This window comes from Brevibacillus sp. BC25 (assembly GCF_000282075.1).
Lineage (GTDB): Bacteria > Bacillota > Bacilli > Brevibacillales > Brevibacillaceae > Brevibacillus.
This window is the reverse complement of sequence record NZ_AKIX01000103.1, coordinates 1-17,234: the sequence shown is the minus strand read 5'-3', so window position 1 is coordinate 17,234 and position 17,234 is coordinate 1. Positions and strand designations below refer to the sequence as shown.

Annotated in this window: 19 protein-coding genes; 2 read left to right on the top strand and 17 right to left on the bottom strand. The window is 46.1% G+C overall.

Annotation, left to right across the window (positions count from 1 at the left end):
- Positions 1–20 precede the first annotated feature (20 nt).
- The 9 genes from PMI05_RS30270 to PMI05_RS23370 form a co-directional block, all read right to left on the bottom strand.
- Positions 21–191 carry a YycC family protein gene (locus PMI05_RS30270; RefSeq protein WP_007727224.1) on the bottom strand — a complete coding sequence of 57 codons (171 nt, stop codon included), beginning with the start codon at positions 189–191 and terminating at the stop codon, positions 21–23.
- A gap of 164 nt (positions 192–355) precedes the next feature.
- The gene (locus PMI05_RS23405; protein ID WP_039961260.1) at positions 356–1,525 is read right to left on the bottom strand and encodes a serine hydrolase; all 1,170 of its coding nucleotides are present in this window, start codon (positions 1,523–1,525) and stop codon (positions 356–358) included.
- A 295-nt stretch (positions 1,526–1,820) separates the two neighbouring features.
- The gene (locus PMI05_RS23400; RefSeq protein ID WP_007727217.1) at positions 1,821–2,018 is read right to left on the bottom strand and encodes a hypothetical protein; all 198 of its coding nucleotides are present in this window, start codon (positions 2,016–2,018) and stop codon (positions 1,821–1,823) included.
- Positions 2,019–2,190: 172 nt separating this feature from the next.
- Positions 2,191–2,724 carry a TlpA disulfide reductase family protein gene (locus PMI05_RS23395; RefSeq protein ID WP_007727215.1) on the bottom strand — a complete coding sequence of 178 codons (534 nt, stop codon included), beginning with the start codon at positions 2,722–2,724 and terminating at the stop codon, positions 2,191–2,193.
- A 23-nt stretch (positions 2,725–2,747) separates the two neighbouring features.
- Positions 2,748–3,458 (bottom strand): cytochrome c biogenesis CcdA family protein, encoded by a 711-nt coding sequence (locus PMI05_RS23390; protein ID WP_007727213.1) that lies wholly within the window; start codon positions 3,456–3,458, stop codon positions 2,748–2,750.
- Between the two features lie 190 nt (positions 3,459–3,648).
- Complete coding sequence (locus PMI05_RS23385; protein WP_007727212.1) at positions 3,649–4,179, bottom strand: DinB family protein; 531 nt, start codon at positions 4,177–4,179, stop codon at positions 3,649–3,651.
- A 96-nt stretch (positions 4,180–4,275) separates the two neighbouring features.
- On the bottom strand, positions 4,276–5,502 hold the full coding sequence (locus PMI05_RS23380; protein WP_007727210.1) for an efflux RND transporter periplasmic adaptor subunit: 1,227 nt from the start codon (positions 5,500–5,502) through the stop codon (positions 4,276–4,278).
- 28 nt (positions 5,503–5,530) lie between these two features.
- On the bottom strand, positions 5,531–8,668 hold the full coding sequence (locus PMI05_RS23375) for an efflux RND transporter permease subunit (protein ID WP_007727208.1): 3,138 nt from the start codon (positions 8,666–8,668) through the stop codon (positions 5,531–5,533).
- Positions 8,669–8,791: 123 nt separating this feature from the next.
- Entirely contained in the window at positions 8,792–9,124 is a 333-nt protein-coding gene (locus PMI05_RS23370) for a MarR family winged helix-turn-helix transcriptional regulator (RefSeq protein ID WP_007727206.1), read from the bottom strand.
- Positions 9,125–9,297: 173 nt separating this feature from the next.
- Between PMI05_RS23370 and PMI05_RS23365 the strand changes: the two genes are divergently transcribed.
- Together PMI05_RS23365 and PMI05_RS23360 are read left to right on the top strand one after the other, a co-directional pair.
- A complete protein-coding gene (locus tag PMI05_RS23365) occupies positions 9,298–10,533 on the top strand; it encodes a sensor histidine kinase (protein ID WP_039961257.1) in 1,236 nt (411 codons plus the stop codon).
- Positions 10,530–11,216, top strand: coding sequence for a response regulator transcription factor (locus PMI05_RS23360; RefSeq protein ID WP_007727201.1), 687 nt, complete (start codon positions 10,530–10,532; stop codon positions 11,214–11,216). Before PMI05_RS23365 ends, PMI05_RS23360 begins: the two co-directional genes overlap by 4 nt.
- Positions 11,217–11,227: 11 nt before the next feature.
- Here PMI05_RS23360 and PMI05_RS23355 read toward each other — a convergent pair whose 3' ends face one another.
- From PMI05_RS23355 to PMI05_RS31680, 8 genes are all read right to left on the bottom strand, one after another.
- Complete coding sequence (locus PMI05_RS23355; RefSeq protein ID WP_007727200.1) at positions 11,228–11,737, bottom strand: hypothetical protein; 510 nt, start codon at positions 11,735–11,737, stop codon at positions 11,228–11,230.
- A 192-nt stretch (positions 11,738–11,929) separates the two neighbouring features.
- Positions 11,930–13,456 (bottom strand): nitrogen regulation protein NR(II), encoded by a 1,527-nt coding sequence (locus PMI05_RS23350; protein ID WP_007727198.1) that lies wholly within the window; start codon positions 13,454–13,456, stop codon positions 11,930–11,932.
- Positions 13,457–13,815: 359 nt separating this feature from the next.
- Positions 13,816–14,106, bottom strand: a complete 291-nt coding sequence (locus tag PMI05_RS23345) for an antibiotic biosynthesis monooxygenase (RefSeq protein WP_007727197.1) — start codon at positions 14,104–14,106, stop codon at positions 13,816–13,818.
- An 85-nt stretch (positions 14,107–14,191) separates the two neighbouring features.
- On the bottom strand, positions 14,192–15,100 hold the full coding sequence (locus tag PMI05_RS23340; RefSeq protein WP_007727196.1) for a hypothetical protein: 909 nt from the start codon (positions 15,098–15,100) through the stop codon (positions 14,192–14,194).
- Positions 15,101–15,187: 87 nt separating this feature from the next.
- Positions 15,188–15,850, bottom strand: a complete 663-nt coding sequence (gene thiE / locus PMI05_RS23335) for a thiamine phosphate synthase (protein WP_007727195.1) — start codon at positions 15,848–15,850, stop codon at positions 15,188–15,190.
- A 3-nt stretch (positions 15,851–15,853) separates the two neighbouring features.
- Entirely contained in the window at positions 15,854–16,477 is a 624-nt protein-coding gene (locus tag PMI05_RS23330) for a thiamine phosphate synthase (protein WP_007727194.1), read from the bottom strand.
- Positions 16,461–16,823, bottom strand: a complete 363-nt coding sequence (locus tag PMI05_RS23325) for a hypothetical protein (protein ID WP_007727193.1) — start codon at positions 16,821–16,823, stop codon at positions 16,461–16,463. Before PMI05_RS23325 ends, PMI05_RS23330 begins: the two co-directional genes overlap by 17 nt.
- Before the next feature lie 185 nt (positions 16,824–17,008).
- The gene (locus tag PMI05_RS31680) at positions 17,009–17,140 is read right to left on the bottom strand and encodes a hypothetical protein (protein WP_255344520.1); all 132 of its coding nucleotides are present in this window, start codon (positions 17,138–17,140) and stop codon (positions 17,009–17,011) included.
- Positions 17,141–17,234: the final 94 nt, after the last annotated feature.

Here is a 17,234-nt window from a genome sequence, read left to right as displayed (position 1 = left end):
CCTCCTTTTGTATCGCTCGCCTATTCTTGGTTGTTATTCGTTGCTTCGTTTGCTTCCTTTTCTTGATTAGCCAGCTCCATCATTTTTTGCAACAAGATATGCTGCGGCATGTGCATCAGACGCTCCAAGGGTACCTGAAGCGCTTCCGCCAGCTTGACTGCCGTCTCTGGTGATATTTGTAATGGACGCATGTCACTTTTGCTCCTTTCCCTTGCTTTCATCAGTCCCTTCAGTATAATACACAGCCGTTAAACCTGCCAGCATACAAGCCTGGCACTGGGGGCCTTTAAAAAGCAAGCTAACATCATTGATAAAAATGACATTAGCTTGCTCGGCAGCAGATGAAATAGCTTGCCTATTTGCCAAATTCCGCTTGCAAAATGTTATAAAAACTACCCGAATCGTCTGCTTCACCCATATAGTTGATATTGGCAGCCAACGTATGCTTACCCCCAAGTGTCCCTCCAGAAAAAGTGGAGAATCCTGGAATTCTTCCTGAGTGTCCCCAGAACGAAACCCCATTCTTCAGCTTGGTTTCATAGATCCCAAGACCGTATCCGTTGGGGAGTTCTTTCGTTCCCGTAGGGACTGAGGTAAGCATTTGTTTGAACTGCTCTTCCTTTAGTAATTTACCACCGAGCAAAGCTGAGAAGAACTTGTTCAAGTCGTCAGCAGTCGAAATCATATCTCCTGCTGAGCTAGCTATGCTTGGATTATAATAAGTGACGTCTATTAGCTCACCTGCTTCGTTTTGTTGGCCATGCCCCCGGGCGTGGTTTATCCCTGGGATCACTGTTGAATTACCAGGTAGGAAAGTATTCGATAATTTGAGTGGTTCGATAATCCGCTTTTCGATCTCTTCCTCATAGCTGTTGCCAGTTACCCTTTCAATAAGCATCCCCAGTATCACGTATCCTGTATTTGAATAAGACCAGCCTTTTCCCGGCTTGAATTCTGGGGGTAGAGAAAGCCCCATCTTCACAAGTTCTTCAGGCGTATGCGATTTTTTGGTTTCCATCATATCAAAGTCTGGAGACTTTAAGTAATCAGTAAGACCACTTGTATGGTTCAAAATCTGCCGAATCGTAATCTGCTTCCCATCATATCCGTTACCTTGAATGACACCAGGAAGCCATTTTTCGATAGAGTCATCGAGATTAAGTCGGCCCTCTCCGACTATATGAAGGACAGTCGTTGCTGTGAACGTCTTCGTCACGCTGCCAATACGGAAGCGATAATCTGCTTCCATTTGTTTCTTGGTGACTTTATCAGCCACTCCAACGGCATAAGCCCGACTCTTCCCGTTTTCAGAAGCTACAGCGAGTATGCCCGGAAATCCAAATTTCAAGGACTCCTCCATTGCTTGCTTGAGAGCCTGATCTCGTTGGCCTTTATTTACCAACGGACTTGAAACATTTTGAGCGGATTCTGCTTTTACGATGAAGGCGGGCATGTTGTTAAACAGGGAAGGGCCAGTTAGTAAAAGGGCCAAACTTGCGAATGCGATTTGTTTACGTGTGTTTATGGAAATTAGCTCCTCTCGACACTATAGAATGTGGTTGTTTGCCTTGCTGCTCCATACTAACAACACGGCTGTCATCTCCACCAGTTACACATTGTCAACATGTACTTTGTGACATGTTAGCTCTACCGAACCACTTTTGTCACATTTATCCACCGCTAACTCCTCATGAAAAATGAAAAAAGAGCCACCCGTAGGCAGCTCCAAAATGGAGGCAGGCTGTTTATCCCCTTCTCACCCCACGTGATGGGACTCTATCTCTCGTGAACACAATATTCCGCACATGGAAAAGGACTAACTATGGCTTTTGCTTAGTGAGAATGCAAGGTACACCAAAGCCGATCGCGCCGGGCTGGGACATCTGTTCCAGATATGCCAACCCTCGTGCACATTGCTGCTTGCATACTTGACATGTATGGGACGTTACGATTTTCAGCTGTACTTGATTGGGGTGCTGTCGCGCATTCTTCTTCTTTATCTTTTTGCCCTTGGCCATCCGTTTTCCTCCCTTTGCCCTGGATCACTCCAGTCTATGAAGGAGAACACCCCCGCTCTTTAGGCAAGCATACAAAATCAAGATAGTCACCTGCAAAATGGGCCTTGTCATACGTGTCAACACATAGAAAAAGCCGCCGGAGAGTTCTCTCCAAGCGACTTATGAGTCTTCCCTATGGCTTTGGACTTAACAACTGGCGCAGTTCTAGCTCCAGTGTAGGGGCATCAACCATGCCGATTATCTTCTTTCGTACGATCCCATCTGCGTCAATCAAATAAGTAGTTGGGAACGCCATCACCTTGTAACGGTTCGACACGGTTCCATCTACGTCCATCGGAATCGGAAATGTCAGCTTGTAATTGGTGACAAAGGCCATGGCTGCTTCTGGACTGTCATTACTCGTGACGTTCACGCCATACAGATCAACCTGTCCGCCGTATTTTTCATAGACTTTTTGTAAATCAGGCGCCTCCAGCTTGCATGGTCCACACCAGGAAGCCCAAAAGTTCAAGACTAATGGTTTCGTCCTTTTTCCTTCTACCTTGTACGTCTGCTGATCCAATCCTGTCAGTGTAAAATGAGGAGCCGCAAAGCCAACTTCCGGTTTTTGAACCTCTGCTACGATTGCGGCTGTTTCTAGAGGTTTTTCCCAAACAGCAAGTCCGACCCCCAATAATACGAGCACCGCGAGCAACAGCTTTTTCATTTTGTCACCTCTGCCCTACTGAGTTAGAATCCCGTAAAGCCTCCGTACATTTGAATGAGCACGCGTGTAATATCCGTCAGTTTATCTGTATACAGAAGAATACCAAACAAAATCATAATGGCTCCTCCGATTTTCATAAACAGGTCGGAATACTTCACAATCGCGTTCACCTTACTGATGAAGAACGTCATGACAAAAAATGGAATGGCGAAACCGAGTGTATACGCCAATGTGTAAGCCAAGGCGCTTGATGGATTGGAAACGCCCATGACGATGATGCCAGAAAGAATCGGTCCCACACAAGGTGTCCATCCAGCTGCATACGTCATTCCCACCAGTATGGACCCAGTATACCCCAATGGTCTCGATTTTAAATCGATTTTAAAAGAACGCATCATCCAATCCATTTTAAACACGCCAAGCATAACCAAACCAATGACAGCAAGCAAAATACCGCCTAGTTGACGAATTAAGTCCTGTTGGTCGGTGAACAAGCTTCCGATCCAGGATGTAGACAGCCCGAGCGCAACGAAAATGATCGAAAACCCGACAATGAAGAAAAAGGTATGCAAGAAGGCTTGCTTGCGAAAAACCGCTCTCCCTTTCTTCACTTCATCTACCGTAACCCCCGTTATGTAAGACAAAAAGGACGGATAAAGCGGCAGGCAGCAAGGGGAAATAAACGAAAGGAAACCTGCTGCAAAAGCCAAAAACACAGTAATATCGCCAGTCATATGTAACCTCCGGTGGGTATTTTATCCACTATCTTCTCATTGTATCGAATCTTTTCCCCCTTCAAAAGTAGCAATGACACTTTGTCTTAAATCCGTGACAATTTACTTTACATAATATTCATTATGTCTTAAAACTCGGCACAAAACGTAACAATTGGATGGATAAATCTGGTCCACTTTAGAAAATAGATCAGATTTGTGACAAATGTGACATGTACCTTTCTCGGAAGACATGTAGATGATGAGCAGCATGCCCAAGGATAAAATAGATGATTGCAGCTGCCGTCGTCTTGTCCTGAATAATCACGCCTGAACGACTCAACTCTTTTTCCGTAAGCCCTTTTACCAGTGCTCGAGTAGAAGCGCGCACAGTCCGATACTCCTCGATTAGATCGACAAGCGGTCGGCGGTCAAAATTCGTAAGACTGACGTAAATGTCCTGATGCCTAGGTAATGGTGTCTTGTCTCCACGGGACGCACACAGCAAGCGATAGCTCATGATTCGTTCTGTATCCATAATATGGCCGAGAACTTCCTTTACACTCCATTTATCTTTCTGATAGCGGAACATGCTCTGTTCCTCACCGAAGGATCGAAAGCATGCAAGTATTTCTTCCTCCTGAGCGCAAAGCAGCAAATTCAGATCACCTTCAGGTGCGATTTTGATATAGGCTTCAAACTGCGCAGGATAATCACCAGACTGTGGTTTGCGGAAGTACAAATGAAGACACCTCCCTTTTGGAATAATGAGACGAATACTTCCATTGTACACAAAAAAGAGGCGGATGTACTCCGCCCCTTCCCTGCTATTCTTTTCTTACTGAATCGTGACTTTGCCGCCATCTTGAAGCAGTGTTTGCCCTTTTACCACGATCTTATCGCCGGCAGACAAACCTGTCAAAATTTCGATCTGATCACTGGAGGATTTGCCTGTAGTGACCTCGACTTGTTTTGCAATGTCACCTTCCAGCTTGAATACATACTGTTTACCGTCGCGATCAAAAACTGCACCGCGCGTTACAACGATCGATTTCGCTCCACTTTCTCCAATCGATGGGAAGGTTACATTCACAACCATATCGGACTTCAGCTCATTGGATGGGTTTGGAATCGTAATCTCCACTGGATATGCCTTGAGATTCGTATCCATTACTGGACTCATCGCCGTTACTTTGGCATCAATCGTTTTTCCTGTCGATTGTACGTTTACTTTTACGGTAGTTCCTACTTTTACTTTTGTGATATCTGCTTCTGACAGATTCGCTTTTACTAGAAGTGGGTTCGTGTTCACAACAACCACAACCGGCTGCTGACCTGCCATTTGACCAACTGCGCCATTTACGCTGGAAATATATCCGTTGATCGGAGACGTCACAGTCGCATTCGCTAATTGCTCACGAGCATTTTGCAGGCTTACTTGTGCTTGCTGTACAGAGGCTTCAGAAACTTGCACACTTGTTTTTTGTCCTGCAGATTGCACACCCTGCTGCGCGTTATCATAAGAGGTTTGTGCCGTTGTCAATTGGGAATTTGCCTGTTCCATCTGCTGAGCGGAAATCGCTCCTTGTGAAAAGAGCTGTTGCATCCGCTGCTGGTTTACTTTTGCATCCTGAAGGGCTGTTTCTGCCTGCTTCAGGCTATTTTTTGCTTGGACCAAGCCTTGATCAGAGCTGCTGCCTGCTTGGTTTAAGCTCGCTCTTGATACGTTGTAGGCTGCTTCTGCTTGTTTAACACCGTTCACCAGATCTTTTTCATCGAGCTTGAACAATACTTGGCCTTTTGTCACGTATTGGCCCAGTTTCACTGGCAGGGAAGAAATTTTCCCACCCATTTTCGGGGAGACTTGCACTTCCTCACTCGGCGCCAGCTTTGCCGTGAGACCAGAATCTGATACTACTGTGCCCGTTGCAACAGTTTCCACCTGTACAGGGGTTGCCGCTGCCACTGTTTCCGTAGGCGGCGTTTCCGCTTGCGGGCTGGAGCACCCTGCCACTAGCGAGATGGCTAGCAATGCCAAAATGACGGGTTTTTTATTTAGTTTCATGTATGTCCCTCCTCTTCCCACAAACGTCTTACGATTCCAAAGCGGGATTAATTTTCTTTTGTTTCTTTTCTAGTTTCTTTTCGAGTTTCAACTGGCGCTTCAAGCGTCTCTTTTTCCCTAAATCATCAAACCAAGAAGCAACGACAGGAACGAGAACCAGCGTAATCAGTGTAGAGAATCCGAGACCGAAAATAACTGTTACGGCCATTGGTGCATTCGTCTCAGATCCGGCACCGCCTGAGAATGCGAGCGGTCCAATCGCCAGAATGGTGGTGAGTGTCGTCATCAAAATTGGACGAAGACGAATCGGACCAGCATGCAGAATCGCATCATACAGCTCCATACCTTTTGCGCGCAATTGGTTCACGTAGTCAATCAATACAATCGCGTTGTTCACGACCAGACCGATCAACAAAATGTACCCGATCAAAACCCCAACGCTGATCGTTGTGCCTGTCGCCAATAGACCAAGCAGAACGCCTGTAACGGTCGGTGGCACGGAGAACATGATGATAAATGGGGTGTAGAACGATTCAAATTGCGCTGCCATTACCATGTAAAGCAACACAACTGACAGTACAATCGCGAGAGCAAGGCTACTGAAGGATTCCATCATTTCTTCACTTTGCCCGCCAAAATCGACTTTGTAGCCATCTGGGAGATTCAGCTTCGAGATTTTCTCTTGCACTTCCCTTGTGACAGAGCTCAGGTCACGTCCTGCCAAATCACTCGTTACTTGAACTTCACGGCTTGAGTTGGCACGGTTAATCGATACAGGCACATCTATCTTATTGATAGTCGCAACCGAGGTCAGCGCGATCTGTGCCCCACCTGGAGCAGAAATTCGCATATTGTTCAAGAAGTTGATATCTTCCTGATACTCTTTCGGCAGTTTGAGGTTGACGTCAATCTCATCATCACCCGTGCGATAGTACGTTACCGTTTGACCTTGGAAGGAAGTGCGAACACTGGAGAGAATTTGTCCGGTCGTCAATCCGTACAAACTCGCTTTCTCCGCATTGATCTTCACTTCCAGCTCTTGTCTTGATTCTTCCAAGCTGGTTGTTACGTTACTCGTACCTTGTACCTTCTCAATTTCACCTTTAATGATACCACTAATATCTTTCAATACGTCTAGATCATCCCCACTAACCTTCAATTGGATTGGGGAACCAGTAGACATACCAGCTGGTGCGCTTACCTTAATTTCAGGTCCAGCAATATGCTTCAGCTTTTCCTGGAGATCCATCACAACTTCATTGGAGGAACGTTTGCGCTGATCGAGGTCTACCAGCATCAGGCTGATCGTTCCCTGATTGGATGACAATGTACTCGCTATTGGTGATGCATTACTACCAACCGAAGTCGCTACAATTTTCTTCTCCGGAACCGTGTTGACAATTTCTTCTACTTGTCTGGTTACTTTTTCTGTTTCAGCCAGAACGGTGCCATTTGGCATTTTGATGGAGATGTTTACTTGACCTTGGTCCATGGCCGGGATAAACTCTGCCCCGATCAATGGAGTCAATGCGAGAGAGCCCACCATCATGACGACCGAAGAAATCATGACCGTTTTACGATGGCCCAAAGACCATTTTAACAATCCTTGGTAGCCTTTTTCTACTTTGCTAAATCCAATGTTGAACCAAGTAACAGGATTGATTCCACGATAGTTCTCATGATGCGTATGCGACGGAATTTTGTTCAAAATTCTCGAACTCAGCATCGGCACGAGCAAAATCGAGAATACTAGCGCCGCAATATGTGAGTAAACAACCGTCAATGCAAGTGGTCCAAACAACTCAGAAGCAATACCTTCTGTGAGGGCAATCGGCAAGAATACGCAAATTTGCGCCAAAGCCGAAGCCATAACTGCCGTACCTACTTCCTTGGAACCATCCAGGGCGGCTTCCATCATGCCTTTTCCCTGTTCTCGGTGACGGAAAACATTCTCGAGCATAACAACTGCAAAGTCAATCAATGATCCCAATCCCAATGTCAAACCGGAGAGGGAAATCAGGTTGATCGTCTGTCCAGTCATGTACATCAGCAAGAACGTAGCAACGATCGATACAGGAAGAACGATAACCGCAATTACCATGGATCGCAAGCTGCCCAAGAAGAAGAACAGCAAGATCATACCGATACCGCCACCCAACAGGGCATGTTCAGCGGTGGTGTAAACGGAATCCTTAATGTAGATGGATGTATCCAGAGTCGTAATGATTTCTACGCCTTCTGGCAGCTCGCTTTTGATTTTCTCCAGCTCAGCTTTTACATCATCTGCTACCTCAATGGTGTTTCCGCCAGAAGCTTTTGTCACTTTAATACCCAAGCTAGGTGTTCCATTTACGTAACTCATTTGCGTTATATCTTGATGCGTGTCTTTTACTTCGGCAATATCGCTGAGCCTAATGGAGTTTCCTCCGACAGAGATTGGTGTCAGCGCGATTTGTTCGATATCGGCGAACTCACCTTGTACACGGATGTTGAGCTTGGCGTCACCCTCGCGTACCGCTCCACCAGAACCTGACAAGTTGCTGGTCTGTAGAGCTTGTTGAACTTGGTCAAGTGACAGTCCATACGCCGCTAGTTTGGCTGGGTCGACTGTAACATCGATGATCCGGCTTTGTCCGCCGCTGATGGAAGCAGATGCGACCCCATCAATACGCTCCAGGCGTGATTGGATCATATTCTCTGCCATCTTTTTCAATTTGTTGATATCTTGCTCACCCGTCACCGCAAATTCAATGATCGGTGTACTGTTCGGGTCAATGCGCAGTACGCGTGGCGCTCTGGCTGAGTCAGGCAAAGAGCCACGAACCTGATCTACCTTCTCCCGCATGTCGAGAGTCGCCTGATCAAGGTCTGTCCCCCAGTTAAACATGAGGATAACCTGCGAAGCGCCTTCCATCGATACCGATTGTATACTATCTAAATCGGATACCGTTGCAAGTGCGTCCTCAATCGGTTTCGTTACCAGTTTTTCTACCTCACTCGGAGATCCGCCGTCAACGGATGTAACCACGACAGCAACCGGGAAGTTTAGATCCGGCATGAGATCAATCGACAAGCGAGGCAGTGAAACGAAACCAAAAATCATCATGGCCAGAGTCAACATAATCATGGTGACCGGGCGTTTAATCGATAGTTCAGAAAGATTCAATCCACTCACCTCTTCTTTATATATCTGCTAATTTTTTGTGAGTAATAGTTCGCATGACGAAATGAATAAGGGAACCTCGAGTTAACATTTCGTTTAACGAAATATCAAGGGATGAAACCGTTTTTAAACGGTTTGTGAATTTCCCCATTTCACATCTCGCTGTTGATATACACGCTCTGTCAGTGACACCCACACAACTCGTCGATCTGATTGGTCTCGGAACCTGCGTACCAGGTTTTCCTGCTCCAACCGGTTAATGAGACCGGAAGTTGTGCTGTATGAAAGACCGACAGTCTTACTTATGTCCCCCATTGTTTTTGGCCCGTTTCCAAGCTGCTCCAGAATCAAGACCTGTTGCCAGGTTACATCGCTTGTATCCAGCTCTTGCTCAGAAATCGTGGTAAACAAAACACTGGCTTCTTGCAGGAGTTTTGCCAACTGAATCAGTTCTTTCATGAGAACCTCCCTTGCCATCCTTACTTAACCACTTCACACCCATAACTAATCGTTTATTTCCCAAAAATAATTCTACTGAAATGTATATGTAGTGAAGTCTACCCAGGGGTAGATTTCTGACAAGTATTTATCTATCTGGAGATAGACGACAACGCATGCTAGAATGAAGTTAAGTGATTATCCGGCAGAGAAAGAAGGACTTCTCATTGTTTAAGATAATGATGAAAGCCATACAAAAACGTTTATTGATCATGTGGTTTTCCATCTTAATTGTATTAGCTTTGCTTCCTGATTCCTTTAAACGGGAAACTCCGTTGCAATTTTCCCTTACCATTGTACTATTTATCTGTTACCTTGTGGTATTTTGGACTTCCAAGAAAAAATGGAAGCCTTTCCAATTCGAGTTAGTGACAGTCGTGCTTGGAATTGTCTCGTTACTAAAGTCCCTCATCTTGGGTGGAGAGGGTTTCGGCTTGATGCTTCCACTCGCTGTTTTTATCGGTTTTCACATTCATGGACGCCGTGCGTTGGCTTATGCTACTTTTTTTGGTACGTGTAGTACGCTTTTTTTATATTTTGAAGAAAACCTGAAATTCACGCACATCATTTCTTATATTCTTACGTATGTGGGTTGCTATATCGGCGCACGTGGCTATCGGATTCAAACAGAAGCATACGAAACCAACCAACAGCACCTGGAGCAGCTGCAAAAAGCACATACAGAGTTGCAAGAGGCGCACTTACAACTTCAAGAAGCAGCACTTCATTCCCTTCAAGTAGCGGTTCTGGAGGAACGAACGCGAATTGCCCGTGATATTCACGATGCATTGGGCCATAGTTTGACTTCACTCATTGTCCAGCTACATGCCTTGAAGTATATGTTGCAGGATGGACCTGACAACGCACAAGAAGCCGTGCGTAACATGCTTGGTGTTGCCAAGCAAAGTCTGGAGGATATCCGCACGTCTGTCCATACATTGGCCCTAGATAAAACCTCCTTGGGACTTACGCCTCTGCGAGCTCTCTTGTCGCAGGCTCAAAAGCATACAGGAATAAAAATGGAGCTGATGTGTTCCGATCTGGACATTCCGCTCTCTCAAGAAATGACGATAACGTTTTATCGAATTTTACAAGAAGCCATCACCAATTCGCTACGTCATTCTGACGCAAAAGAAATTCTCGTCATCATTGAACAAAAGAAGGACATCCTTTTGTTGTCCATTCGAGACGATGGGAGCATCACTAGCGACCAAAAAATCAAACCTGGCTTTGGCCTAACTGGCATATCTGAACGAATTCAGTTATTGAATGGAACTCTCGCCTATCGCATTCGAGAGCCCCACGGATTCCAACTCGATTTCAGCTTTCCGATTGGCCAGACTGAACCTGAAAGGAGCATGCGAACATGACCAGTAAACAAAAAGAAGGAGCCATTCGCGTGGTCCTAGTAGATGACCAAACCATGATTCGCCAAGGTTTAGGTTATGTCATTCAAATGCAATCCGATATGGAAGTCATTGGGGAAGCTTCCGATGGTGTGGAAGCTGTAGAACTGATTGGCGCCCTCGCACCTGATGTCGTCTTGATGGATGTTCAGATGCCCAACAAGTCTGGTATTGAGGCCACAAGAGAAATCATGCTGCAGCATCCTCGCACGAAGGTATTGATTCTTACCACCTTTGACAATCACAATTATGTGGTGGAAGGGATTCGTGCTGGAGCTGTCGGCTATATGCTAAAGGATGCCGACTCTCAGGAAATGCTTGATCTCATTCGCAGAGCCCACCAGGGAGAAGCGCTCTTCCACACCGTGACAGCTGCAAAAGCCCTTGCCGAAGCACTGCAAGGTCAACGTGAGACACCTGATTCGACTACCTCTTCTCAATCAGTCTTGCTAGATGAACTGACGGATCGAGAGTTGGATGTCCTTCAACAGATCGCAAATGGCTATCGAAATGATCAGATTGCGCAAAACTTGTTTATATCAGAAGGCACTGTAAAAACACACGTGCATCGGATTTTGCAAAAAATGGGTGTCGAGGATCGTACCCAGGCAGTGGCAAAAGCACTGCGGCACAAAATCGTGAAATAAATCAGACATTTTTAGGCAGGAGGATTAAGTGGAATCAAGTTTCCATCCTCCTGCTTTATGCTGATGGAAAACCCTTGTACCAGCTGTGCGCTGGACATCGCTTCAAATACGGCAGCAGCCGCTTTCTTCGTATCAATGACCCGGCAAATCACTGCCAACGTCCTCTCGCTGTCTTCCCCACCGTCGCTATGCCCATTCCCTGTCTTTCCCAAGCATTCGTCCAATAGCTGTTCGATCGAATAGCGCATTTCAATCTCTGATTCACACAAATGGGGAAAGCGAATGATCATCGGATGGAAATCGTTCTCTTTCATGACCTGATATCCTTGTTCTTTCATCTCTTCGGCCCAGCTCTGCAAAACTTCGTCTGGCCTTCCCTCGATCTGCTCCGCTACTACAGCAAAATAGTCGCCAATTTCCCCTACCTTTCCGTAATGAACGGTGTAAAGGTGCTCCGTTTCCTCATACCAAACCTCCCAGTAGCTCCACCTCGTTTCGTTTTTTTTCAGCATCCGAATCACCGTTGTTCAACTCCGTTCAAATTGTAACCGTTTTGTAAATTATTCCACTGATCGACAGGTCTTGACAACAACTTACAAAAAGATTGATTCAAAAGACTTGCAACTTTTTCACAAATAGGACCATCCGCTCATTCGAACGTAAAAAAAGACGGATATTCGATCCGCCTACAGTCACAATCCTTTTTTATTTTTTTAGGAAATTGAAAGAGGTAAACGAATCTCAAAACGGGCTCCTTTCAGTTTCGGAGAGTTTTCCGCATAGAGTTCGCCACCGTGATCCGCGATGATGCGTTGTGTCGTAGACAAACCTAACCCCGTTCCCTCTTGTTTGGTCGTATAAAAAGGAACGAATAAATTTTGTAGGCAAGAATCTGATAGACCAGGTCCGTTGTCTTCCACAACAATGATTACTTGATTGAGTGATGAGTACACTTTCACTTGAACGAGGTTGCCTTGGGTCAACAATGCTTCAAGCGCATTTTTCAAGATGTTCAAGATGGCTTGCTTGATTCGCGAACGATGACCAAACACATGCCACTCGCCTTGTGCAATGTCCAGCTCTAGCTTGATTCCTCTTCGATTCGCTTCTGGCTCCAGTAAACGAATGACGCCATGTAACTCGTCCATCACTAAGAAACGTTCCGATACGATTTTATCATCCCTGTACCGGGCCAAAACAAGGACATCGTTCAATAGCCCATCAATGCGTTCAATTTCCGTTAAGATGACAGAAAAATAAGATTCACTTCGATTTGCTTCCCCTTGCTCCCGCAACAATTGAATAAAGCCCTTGATGGCTGTCAGTGGATTCCGAATCTCATGCGCCATCCCAGCAGCCAGTTGCCCAACTGCTGCCAGCGCTTCTCGCTTGCTCAATTCTTCTTCGTACTTTTTGCTTTCCGTAACATTCCGAAGAACGGCGATTGCTCCCCACATCTCTCCACCGTAATAAATAGGGCTCGTACTCACTGTCGTCCATTTACCTCTGTATTCCGCAACATAATGTCCGGACTGCCCGCGTTCAATTACCCACTGGACAAAACGCTCGCTAATATGAGGGCGGAGCGCATAGTCAATGTTTTGACCAATGAGTTGATTCCGATCTACGCCAAATAAATGACAGACAGCGTAATTCGCTTCAATGACTCTTAACTGGCGGTCGATCATCAAGACAGCAATATCACTTGATTGCAGAACCAATTGGACAAGCTCCTGTTCAGCGAGCATTGTCACATCTTCTCCTTTGGCCGAACTTGTTGGAGAAGTTGGTGCTTTTTCAACCGGGAATTGATGTGAATTTTTGTTGAAGACATCGTCCATTTGATGCAAAATGTAATCCATCGATTGATAGAGACGAATCTGTCCTTGTAAAAGCTCTACACGCTCCATTTCCGTCGTGGCAAGAGATAATTCGTTGTTATTCATTTCTTCAATAATAACGTCTCTACACTTGCGCAAAAACTGCTGTAAATACATAAGATTCATTCCGAGTAACGAAAATTTGTAGGCGATTTCGCTCAATTCTCGTTCGAATGCATACGTGTCGATTACTTTTACTACTTCAATCCATTTCGTGATTTGCTGAACAAACAAAGCCTCTGTATTTTCGCGGTCTTCTAGAAGCAAGGCAGAGTAATGATGATCTGAAAGAAAGGAAAACGTCTTGGCCACCGCCGCAGGGACCAAATGAGTAAGATACTTACTTATTCGATTTTTCAAAACACTCTGGCTCCTTTTCTCCGTGCTTCATTGAGGCTATTTTTCCAAGTATGTATAGGCTCTATTATGGACGTAAATGAGACAAGATGTAAAGCGGCATGATGATATCCTGGTGCAGAGAATGACACCATCCAATCAGGTTCTCTTCTTATCCTTACAGACAAACAATCTCGGCTAGCATCCTATTATCGCGCGTTATCTATTGCCTTTTTCGGACACCTTCACCTCCTGATCATATTTGACTGAAAACGCTTTCCCAACATTTTCTATCATATCACGACCGAGCATAAAATGGTAAAGTATGTTTATTATTCAATCATCCAAAAAGCATTTGCCCCGCAGAGACAAATGCTTTCGCTTTATGAATGGGATTTGACAGCGTAATTGCGCAAATCCGATTTTACCGGGCTATTTGGGTTGGTTCCTGTATGCGCGCGCTTGAAAGCTTCGCTTTCTGTCCAATTTTTAAACGATTCCTCATCTGTCCATTTCGTAAAGACGATATATTCGTCACCTTCCGTCGGTGCCAGGAAAAGGAACTCCAAAAAACCTGGAACCTCCTTCATCCGTTCTCCCCCATTACCAAATGCGCGCTCCAAATGGGATTGGTAGTCTGCTGGTACAGTCAGTCTGTTCATGGATACATACATGATGGTCACACATCCTTTTCATTGGGTTCATCTACCAACTCCCATTATACTACTCCTTTGGTGAAAAACCTAAAAACCGCAAACGCTATTCGCGCCTGCGGTTTATTTGTTGCTCGAGCATGATATCCATCAAGAGTGTATCCTGCAACGGATCTTTCGGGTCTACCGTCAACAGGGCAGCGACAGCGGCCATCGCACATCGAACGGATTGGTAGGAATAAAAGGCATCCCGCTCCGATTCGCTGAACAAAGATATATCCGATCGCTCTTGAGTCGGGTACGGGAAGTCAGTCTCGACACCAGCACGATCCAGAACAATGAGTGCCTGTTTAATCGCAATCAATGCCCCACTGACACTAATGCCGTATTCTTGGCGTAGATCCTCCCACACCTGAAAAGCTGATTTTTCTACCCTTTCCTGATTGGGGCGCGTAATGATTCCTGTTTTGCGCCCTTCTTTCAATAACCAATCCACAAAAATATCATTGCGTGGAGGAAAAGCGTATACTTGCAGCTTCATTTCCAATTCTGTCGGGTTATCCTTGGCAAAACGCGCGTGAGCCAACGACATTTCGTAACGCCGTGATGGATGCCCAGGAACAGTGACAAATACAGTATCTTGTCGCACAGCTGCGATCTGCAGCTTGGTTCGTGCGGGTATCCTGCCTTGAGGTGCCTTTTCCCTGCGCATATTACCAGGAATCAATTCTACTCCGAATTGATGGTACTCCAGTGGTGAATCTATCCAAGGAATGGGCTCTCTCGACTGTACTTCGTATAGCCCGTTAAACATCACCCATTCGCCCGGGCGGCGCTGGCTGCGAACCAAAACAGCATGAACTTCCTTTTCTGGTGGCAATTCCGTATCTTGATCCTCCGGTGGAGGATGCATTCGCTTGTGTTCGATAAGAATGCAGTCGGTCATGAATAATCGCTCGAGCAATTCCCGTTTGCTCACCCATTCATATCCGATACGGTAAATCCGATTTTTCATCGGCTTCACCTCCTTTTGATCGCCAATATTGCATCATCCTGGTTTGTTTCTATTACCCTACCATATGTAATCGTCGCTTTGTCCGTGCTAACGAGATCGTACAATCCGCTGTAGCGCTTGCGCTGCTTCTTCAGGTGATTCGGCATGGCTAATCGCACTGATAATCGCGACTCCATCGGCACCGGCAGCAAGCACTTCAGAAGCATTTTCCAGGGTAATGCCACCAATTCCGACGATAGGCAAGTCATTACCGACTGCCTGACGGATCTCCTCTAGCCCCATTGGTCCGATAGGCTCGCCAGCATCTGCCTTAGAACGGGTAGCGAACATCGCTCCTACGCCAATACAATCAACGCCGCCGCTTTGGGCCGCGAGCGCCTCTTCGACCGTACCTGCCGAAACACCGATGTACATCTCGGAGCCAACTTTGGCTCGTACTTCCGACAATGCCATGTCATCTTGCCCGACATGGACGCCATCTGCCTGCAAACGAATCGCCATATCCACATCGTCATTCACAAAAAATACGGTATCATGTTCACGACATAGCTGTTGCAGCTGTCTGCCCAGCTCGTATTGTTCCTCAGCAGTTAGCTTGCTTCCTTTATCACGCAGCTGAAGCGTGCCCACTCCTCCGCGCAATGCTGCTTCCACGATTTGCACGGTCTTTTCGCTGGAATAGCTGCAATCCTGCGTTCCAATGACAAAGTATACACCCATCTTTTCCCGAAGTCTTTGTATATCTCGCATGCTTTATTTCCCCTCCCAACGATCCAATGCCTCTCGATAAGCGCTGGCTGCTGACTTGGCATCAGTTGCATCGGTGATCCCCGATAAGACAGCAATGCCCGCACACCCTGCTTCCAAAACTTGCACCGCCCGATCCGGTGTGACTCCGCCGAGTCCGATGATCGGCACATGCCATCTAGCCGTCATTTGCGCAAGTTCAATTGTTCCTCTTGGCGCAAGACCTGGCTTCGAACCACTCGCAAAAATATGCCCGTAGAGCAAATAATCGACTTTTGCGGCAATGGCTTGCTGTGCTTCCTCCACGGAATGGACGGAACGCCCTATTTTTTGACCAGTCTTCAGTACCATTCTCGCTTCCACAGGAGACAGACTATGGTATGCCAGATGAGCACCGGCACAACCCGACGCAGCAGCCACGTCCACCCGATCATTCACGATCAAGGACGAAAGGGGGATGACATTCGCCAATGCCTTTACCCAGTCCATGCATTCCTTTGCGGTACGTTGTTTTTCCCGTATGTGTAAAAAGTTCATACCACCCGCATAAGCAGCTTCTGCCATTCGCAATACCTCATCAAGCGAATGCCGACCGCTCGTAATCACATGCAGCTCATGAATGCTTGACATCAGGTTGGACACCGCCTCCAGTGAGTGCTGTCACACATTCCTGCAGCCATTGTGTCGTTCGGTCTTCTTTGTCCGTCGGCGATTGAGCCAAAAGTTCAATCACGAGCCGACGCAAGAAAAATGCTTGTTGCACGGTAAGTGGAAAGGTAATATTTTTCGGCTTAGTTTCCTGTTTCTCCAACGTCTCCACGCCCGCCAACAAAATATCACCGATGGACTCCACGAGTTCGCGAAACTGCTCATTTTGCTTCAATTCGTCATAGCAGCCATCATATAGTCTGCACAAAAGTAAAAACGCCTGTGACGACAAGGTCACCGGCTGTACATTCTGCATCGGTTCCGTCATACGTTTCCCTCCACTCGCTAGAAAAAAACCAAATCTATTATATCACATCATGACCTGTATCAATAAAATAACATCTATCGATGCCTTCCCATGAAGGAGTGACCGCGTTTTAGCGGAAAGTTGTTATCCGCTCCAGAATTCATAAGCTTTTGAATTCCTCCACGATGAAGAAAACCGCTGATTGCTCAGCGGTCTTTTGCAGTTCCTTCATTTCGATCATTATGGTTCGATTGTCGCAAATTTGTGTTGCGATCTTTTTCATCCAGCGTTTTGCCACGGTTTTTTCCGAGGTCTTTGCTGTTGTTGTTCTTTCCCAATTGATTCACCTCCTACGTCGTTCATAGGATAGCGTAACCAATTCGGGTCACTTTATTAGTTGGTTGCCAGTCGTCTATTGCGTTTGTGGATCAA

Bases quoted from the DNA above. Each gene is read 5' to 3' on its own strand.
- PMI05_RS30270 (WP_007727224.1), bottom strand. From the start codon at position 191: ATGCGTCCATTACAAATATCACCAGAGACGGCAGTCAAGCTGGCGGAA.
- PMI05_RS23400 (WP_007727217.1), bottom strand. From the start codon at position 2,018: ATGGCCAAGGGCAAAAAGATAAAGAAGAAGAATGCGCGACAGCACCCC.
- PMI05_RS23395 (WP_007727215.1), bottom strand. From the start codon at position 2,724: ATGAAAAAGCTGTTGCTCGCGGTGCTCGTATTATTGGGGGTCGGACTT.
- PMI05_RS23390 (WP_007727213.1), bottom strand. From the start codon at position 3,458: ATGACTGGCGATATTACTGTGTTTTTGGCTTTTGCAGCAGGTTTCCTT.
- PMI05_RS23380 (WP_007727210.1), bottom strand. From the start codon at position 5,502: ATGAAACTAAATAAAAAACCCGTCATTTTGGCATTGCTAGCCATCTCG.
- PMI05_RS23370 (WP_007727206.1), bottom strand. From the start codon at position 9,124: ATGAAAGAACTGATTCAGTTGGCAAAACTCCTGCAAGAAGCCAGTGTT.
- PMI05_RS23360 (WP_007727201.1), top strand. From the start codon at position 10,530: ATGACCAGTAAACAAAAAGAAGGAGCCATTCGCGTGGTCCTAGTAGAT.
- PMI05_RS23345 (WP_007727197.1), bottom strand. From the start codon at position 14,106: ATGTATGTATCCATGAACAGACTGACTGTACCAGCAGACTACCAATCC.
- PMI05_RS23340 (WP_007727196.1), bottom strand. From the start codon at position 15,100: ATGAAAAATCGGATTTACCGTATCGGATATGAATGGGTGAGCAAACGG.
- thiE (WP_007727195.1), bottom strand. From the start codon at position 15,850: ATGCGAGATATACAAAGACTTCGGGAAAAGATGGGTGTATACTTTGTC.
- PMI05_RS23330 (WP_007727194.1), bottom strand. From the start codon at position 16,477: ATGTCAAGCATTCATGAGCTGCATGTGATTACGAGCGGTCGGCATTCG.
- PMI05_RS23325 (WP_007727193.1), bottom strand. From the start codon at position 16,823: ATGACGGAACCGATGCAGAATGTACAGCCGGTGACCTTGTCGTCACAG.